This window comes from Dyadobacter sp. HNCC25DJ187 (assembly GCF_056895255.1).
On the sequence record NZ_JBXHAT010000001.1, the window covers coordinates 2,635,344 to 2,641,619 of the forward strand.

General features: G+C 39.6%; 6 protein-coding genes. 4 read left to right on the plus strand and 2 right to left on the minus strand.

Features of this window, described 5'->3' with window-relative positions:
- Positions 1-81: 81 nt before the first annotated feature.
- Entirely contained in the window at positions 82-495 is a 414-nt protein-coding gene (locus tag AC1XUE_RS10965) for a MaoC family dehydratase (protein ID WP_483355977.1), read from the plus strand.
- A 60-nt stretch (positions 496-555) separates the two neighbouring features.
- On the opposite strand, the gene AC1XUE_RS10970 is transcribed toward AC1XUE_RS10965, so the two are convergent.
- The gene (locus AC1XUE_RS10970) at positions 556-735 is read right to left on the minus strand and encodes a histone H1 (RefSeq protein ID WP_131960147.1); all 180 of its coding nucleotides are present in this window, start codon (positions 733-735) and stop codon (positions 556-558) included.
- 259 nt (positions 736-994) lie between these two features.
- Complete coding sequence (locus AC1XUE_RS10975) at positions 995-2,269, minus strand: aminotransferase class I/II-fold pyridoxal phosphate-dependent enzyme (RefSeq protein WP_483355978.1); 1,275 nt, start codon at positions 2,267-2,269, stop codon at positions 995-997.
- 185 nt (positions 2,270-2,454) lie between these two features.
- Between AC1XUE_RS10975 and AC1XUE_RS10980 the strand changes: the two genes are divergently transcribed.
- The 3 genes from AC1XUE_RS10980 (at position 2,455) to AC1XUE_RS10990 (ending at position 6,081) form a co-directional block, all read left to right on the plus strand.
- The gene (locus AC1XUE_RS10980; RefSeq protein ID WP_483355979.1) at positions 2,455-3,960 is read left to right on the plus strand and encodes an acetyl-CoA carboxylase biotin carboxylase subunit; all 1,506 of its coding nucleotides are present in this window, start codon (positions 2,455-2,457) and stop codon (positions 3,958-3,960) included.
- 268 nt (positions 3,961-4,228) lie between these two features.
- Positions 4,229-5,278, plus strand: a complete 1,050-nt coding sequence (gene queA / locus AC1XUE_RS10985; RefSeq protein ID WP_483355980.1) for a tRNA preQ1(34) S-adenosylmethionine ribosyltransferase-isomerase QueA — start codon at positions 4,229-4,231, stop codon at positions 5,276-5,278.
- Positions 5,279-5,379: 101 nt separating this feature from the next.
- Positions 5,380-6,081 carry a 2-C-methyl-D-erythritol 4-phosphate cytidylyltransferase gene (locus tag AC1XUE_RS10990; protein WP_483355981.1) on the plus strand — a complete coding sequence of 234 codons (702 nt, stop codon included), beginning with the start codon at positions 5,380-5,382 and terminating at the stop codon, positions 6,079-6,081.
- The last annotated feature ends 195 nt before the right edge of the window (positions 6,082-6,276 follow it).

Below are 6,276 nucleotides of genomic sequence, written 5' to 3' on the forward strand. Positions count from 1 at the left end.
CTTTTTTTATGCAACTACCGGTTGTGTAGTTCTCCTATTTAACCGAATTTTGACCAATTAACTATAACTTATATTATTGTAATGGATATCGAGCCAGTTATCAATGCCTCATTTGAACATTTTTTCAGCTTCACACAAGACCAGGTAATTCGTTTTGCGGAACTTACCGGTGACAACAATCCGCTTCACCTGGATGCAGCCTACGCTGCAACTACTAATTTTAAGCGACCCATTATTCATGGTATGTTAGGAGCAACTGTATTCACCAAGGTGTTAGGCACACAGTTTCCGGGCTTCGGATCTATTTATCTCAAGCAAACCGTTGAATTTCTCCGTCCGATGTACGTAGATACAGAATACAAGGCAGTATTTACAATAAAATCAATACAACCCGAAAAACACATCGCAGAAATTGCGACTGATATTGTGGACATTAACACAAAAAAAGTAGTTACACGAGGTATTGCAACGATGATTAATGACCAAAAATTCTAGGCAAATAAAAAACCCGGCTCAATGGGACCGGGTTCTTAATTTCTTTCGTGTGCCTTTCAATTACTCAGCTGCGTTCTTTTTGTTTTGAACTTCTGAACGAATTTCTTGAGCCAAAGTTTTCAAATCCTGCATGCCTTTACGAACGCGAGTTCCAGCTGCCTGATTCTCTTTGTTGTAAAACTTATCGAAATCTCCTTCTAAAGAAAGAATCAGATCTTTTACTTCATCAAATCGTGCCATGTCTTATCTGTTTTTTTAGTTAAAAAATGCCCTAAACAAGCTAAAAACACATGTTTAGACCGAAATTTAATAATTAAAAGTTTTACTCCAACTCAAAAAACAAAAAAAAAGAGCTTTAAAGTCCAATTTATTCTCAGCATAGTAGATAAATGTTTATAAATCAGCATTTTATGAGAAATAAATATTTTATATTATGTCATAAAAAAAGAGGGCATTTTATAAAAAAATGCCCTCTGGAACCTTAAAAATGCCTTTTTATCTATTCTACTACTTCCTGGTTAACTTCATCAGATTGATAAACCCGATTTTTAAGTTTTTCTGCTAAAGTTGTGAAGGCATTCAATGTATATTCAACATCATCCAATGTGTGAGCAGCTGTCGGGATAATTCTCAGCATAATCTGTCCCTTAGGTACTACAGGATAAACTACGATAGAGCAAAATACACCCATGTTTTCACGAAGATCGCGCACCATCCTGGTTACCTCAGGTACCCCACCTTCACTGTGAAGGAAAACAGGAGTTACAGGAGATTCTGTCGTACCTATATTAAACCCTCTGCTTCTCAAACCATTCTGCATCGCATTTACATTCTCCCAGAGCTTTGCTCTCAGCTCAGGATTCGCTTTTAATAGCTCAAGTCTTTTGCGTCCTGCTTCAACGTAAGGCATCGGTAAAGCCTTTGCATAAGTCTGAGAACGCATGTTATATTTTAAGTACATGATGATTTGCGGGTCATCGGCAGCAATAAATGCACCGATAGCAGCCATAGACTTAGCAAAGGTTGAGAAATACAGATCTATTTCTTTTTGTACGCCTAAAAGCTCACCTACTCCGGCACCGGTTTCTCCCATCGTTCCAAATCCGTGTGCATCGTCAACCATCAGGCGGAATTCATATTTCTGCTTCAGTTCCACAATCGCTTTGAGATTACCCACTTTACCAGACATTCCGAACACACCCTCAGTAATCACCAGAACACCACCGCCTTTTTCGTTGGCAAGCTTGGTTGCACGTTTCAGATTTTTTTCCAGGCTATCCATATCATTATGGTTGAACTTGTAATATTCTCCAAGTTTAGCCTTATGTAACCTGATACCGTCTATGATACATGCATGAGATTCCGCGTCATAAACGATTACATCACGGTGGTCACAGATACATTCAATCGCAGACATAATCCCCTGGTATCCATAATTCAGAAGAAATGCATCCTTTTTACCAACAAACTCCGCTAATTCTTTCTCAAATTCTTCATGTTGAGTCGAATTACCTGACATCATTCTTGCACCCATAGGATAGGCCAATCCCCACTTGGCAGCAGCATCTGCATCCGCTTTTCTTACCTCAGGATGGTTAGCCAACCCAAGATAATTATTCAGACTCCAGTTTAGCACTTCCCGTCCCATAAAACGCATCCGAGGACCCAGTTCTCCTTCCAACATTGGAAATGAAAAATAATGATGGCTTTTCAGCTCTTTAGCCGGATTACCGATTGGCCCTGAGTTGTTATGCAGTTTCTCAAAAATATCCACTCGCTTCTAATTTATATGAGTACCTTATTATTATATATGTTAGATAAATGCAAAAATAAAAAAAATTACATTACCTTAATAATCCCTTCGTCTTCAAGCACTTTGTAAATTGAGAAAATAGCAATAAAATAGAACCCTGGTATTGTATATTTTCCGAATTTCATATTCTCAACCCAATCTTTAGCATGCGCTCTATTCAGAAAATACTAGTTGCTAACCGTGGAGAAATAGCATTGAGAATAATGCGGTCTGCCCGCGAAATGGGCATATGTACCGTTGCGATCTATAGCGAAGCAGATCGAAAATCGCCACACGTAAGGTATGCCGACGAAGCAGTTTGTATAGGCGAAGGGCCGTCATCTGAATCCTATTTGCGTGGCGATAAAATTATATCTGTATGTAAAGATTTATATGTGGATGCAATCCATCCGGGATATGGTTTCCTATCTGAAAATGCTGACTTTGCCAGGGAAGTGATTCAGGCAGGAATTATATTTATCGGCCCTTCTCCAGAATCAATTGAAATAATGGGAAGTAAACTAGCCGCAAAGCAAGCTGCGGCAAAGTACGACGTACCAATGGTACCCGGAAGTTCAAGTGCTATTACCGACATTACAGCATCTAAAGAACTGGCTGCATCTATCGGTTATCCTGTACTGATTAAAGCCAGTGCGGGTGGAGGAGGTAAAGGGATGCGGATCGTTAAATGCGAAGATGAATTCAATGAGCAAATGGAAAGAGCTGTTAGTGAAGCCCATTCATCATTTGGCGACGGCTCTGTTTTCCTAGAAAAATATATTACTTCTCCGAAACATATAGAAATACAAATTCTCGGAGATCATCATGGAAACATTATTCACTTGTTTGAACGGGAATGTTCTATTCAAAGACGCCACCAAAAAGTGATAGAAGAGGCTCCTTCCATTTCTATTACTCCTGAAATCAGGGAAGCAATGGGAAAGTGTGCTATTCATGTTGCCAGAGCCTGTAATTATTATGGTGCTGGTACAGTTGAATTTATACTGGATGAACAGCAGAATTACTATTTCCTGGAAATGAATACACGTCTGCAAGTCGAACATCCTGTTACCGAACAGATAACCGGGGTTGACCTGGTAAAACAGATGATTGCTATAGCTGAAGGCAACCACCTTACATTAAAGCAGGAAGAACTTTCAATCCGTGGGCATGCTATTGAAGCAAGAGTTTATGCTGAAGATCCTCAAAATGGCTTTCTGCCGGACGTTGGAAACCTGAAAACCTATAAATTACCACAAGGAAACGGAGTTAGAGTAGACGATGGATTTGAACAAGGCATGGACATCCCTCTGTTTTACGATCCCATGATAGCCAAACTGATTACTTTCGGTGCAACCAGAAAGGAGGCTCTTGATAAAATGATACGTGCCATTGATGAATATCAAATTTTCGGTGTTAAAACTACGCTTGGTTTTTGCAAATTCGTGATGCAACATGAATCGTTTCAAAACGGTACATTTGATACTAATTTTGTTACCAATTACTTCAAACCTGAAGATCTTCCCGAAAACCAGCATTTTGAACAAGATGCGCTCGCAGCGCTATTCGCGGCAATGCTTCATGAAAAGTCACCTGTACTTGTTGAACCGCAAAAAGTTACAGTTACCATATCGCAGCGTTCACCATGGAAAAATCGTCGGTACGATACCTAAAAAGGCGCTCATTCCCTAGGATTCTTTGGTAAACTTACCTAATTTCGCAATCTTAATTTTTTGCAAATTCCGGTAGCTACGCCCTTTTAATAAAAGGAGCTATTGTTAGTAAGTATTCCTTACTGCTTTTGTTCTTTGTTATAACAGCATTGTGAGTTAATCCGGGCATGATTTTCAGAAAAGATTATAAAAAATTTAACCAATATACTGTCTGATTGCGATCAACTCAATGTCATCACAGTTATCGACTTTCACTGACTAAGCATCTATGAAGCTATCCGAATTTAAATTTGACTTACCTCAAAGCCTTATTGCACTTCATCCTTCAGACCGTGGCGAATCCCGCTTAATGGTAGTACATCGTAAAACAGGAGAAATCGAACACAAAATGTTTGCAGACCTGATCAATTATTTTGATGACGGTGATGTGATGGCTATTAATGATACCAAAGTGTTCCCTGCCCGTTTATACGGTCAAAAAGAAAAGACAGGTGCCAAAATCGAAGTATTCTTGCTTCGTGAACTTAACCGTGAAATGCGTTTATGGGATGTTCTGGTTGATCCTGCTCGCAAGATTCGTGTTGGAAACAAACTTTATTTTGGCGATAGTGATCTGGTAGCTGAAGTAATAGATAACACCACTTCACGTGGAAGAACGATCCGCTTTCTTTACGATGGCAATAATGACGAATTCATGAAATTAGTGGATGAACTTGGTGAGACGCCACTTCCACCCGAAATTATATCCCGCCGTAAAGTAGAGAGTGCTGACAGAGATCGTTTTCAAACAATATTTGCTGAAAATGTTGGCGCCGTTGCCGCTCCGACAGCCGGTCTGCACTTCACCAAAGCCATGATGAAAAGGCTGGAGATTAAAGGTATTAACTTTGCTCCTGTGACGCTTCACGTAGGTCTTGGTACATTCCGTACAGTAGATGTAGAAGATCTTACTAAACACAAAACCGATTCTGAAAACTATAAGATAACCCAGACTAGCGCAGATATCGTCAATGCATCGATCGATGCTAAGAAACGCGTTTGCGCAGTAGGAACCACATCTTTAAAAGCAATTGAATCATCGGTTTCAGCAAGCGGACATTTAAAAGCAGTGGAAGGATGGACCGATAAATTCGTGTTTCCACCCTACGACTTCAAAATAGCCAATGCTATGCTCTCAAATTTCCAACTACCAGAATCCATATTGCTGATGTCTGCATGTGCATTTGGTGGATTTGATCTTGTCATGAAGGCATATGAACTTGCAATAAAAGAAAAGTATAAGTTCTTCACATACGGTGATGCTATGCTAATTATCTGATTAGTTTGGAAATAACATATTTTTGTCGCTTATCGAATTCAGTTCATCCTCTATGGAAAATTGATCGGTAAGCGATTTTTATATTTATACTACTTATAATAATGAAGGAATTTGTCATTCTCGTTGCGGGGGGTAATGGTAGCCGCATGAAAAGCGAGATACCAAAACAATTTATCGCTGTAAATGGGCTGCCAATTTTAATGCACACGTTAAAGGCATTTAGAAACTACGCATCGGATATCCATATTATCCTTGTTCTACCTGAGCAGCAAATCAATTTCTGGGAAGAATTATGCCGGAAGTATAGATTTGAGATCAAACATCAAATTGTCAAGGGAGGAGAAACAAGATTTCATTCAGTACGAAATGGTCTTTTATCCATTTCTAATAAAGAAGCATTGATTTCTGTTCATGATGGAGTAAGACCCGTGATTACCTGCGAAATTATCTCAGAGGGCTTTAAAACAGCAGCAATACACGGAACTGCTATTGCTTCGGTTCTTGTTAAAGATTCTGTCAGAATAGTTAACACCGAAACGGGGCTTAATAAAGCCTTGGATCGTTCGTCTCTTCGGTTGATACAAACTCCTCAGACATTTCGCTCGGACTGGATGAGAAATGCATTTTCACAACCTTATAATACTCAGTTTACAGATTGTGCCAGTGTACTGGAATCAGCAGGATACACCGTCAAGCTGATAGACGGATCATATGAAAACATCAAAATCACCACGCCAGAGGATTTACAATGGGCAGCCATGTATTTACCTGATCAAAATCAGAATGTAGCTGTTTTAAAATAGTATTACATAAAAGACCATTTCTTAGTCTCCTTCAGCCCGGCGAATCGTCAAAACAAAAAAGAGAGTGTCATCTTTTTGTAGCGCGATCCCCATCTGCCCCCGTCGTATGTAACTTCTCTGTTTGGTTGAAGTTGCACACGACGGGGGCGGTTTGGGAAGATTTGTATAAAGCCAACGCGGCGCGTGAAAGTCCTA

Coding starts and splice junctions, on each gene's coding strand:
- AC1XUE_RS10965 (WP_483355977.1), top strand. CDS start 82: ATGGATATCGAGCCAGTTATCAATGCCTCATTTGAACATTTTTTCAGC.
- queA (WP_483355980.1), top strand. CDS start 4,229: ATGAAGCTATCCGAATTTAAATTTGACTTACCTCAAAGCCTTATTGCA.
- AC1XUE_RS10970 (WP_131960147.1), bottom strand. CDS start 735: ATGGCACGATTTGATGAAGTAAAAGATCTGATTCTTTCTTTAGAAGGA.
- AC1XUE_RS10980 (WP_483355979.1), top strand. CDS start 2,455: ATGCGCTCTATTCAGAAAATACTAGTTGCTAACCGTGGAGAAATAGCA.
- AC1XUE_RS10990 (WP_483355981.1), top strand. CDS start 5,380: ATGAAGGAATTTGTCATTCTCGTTGCGGGGGGTAATGGTAGCCGCATG.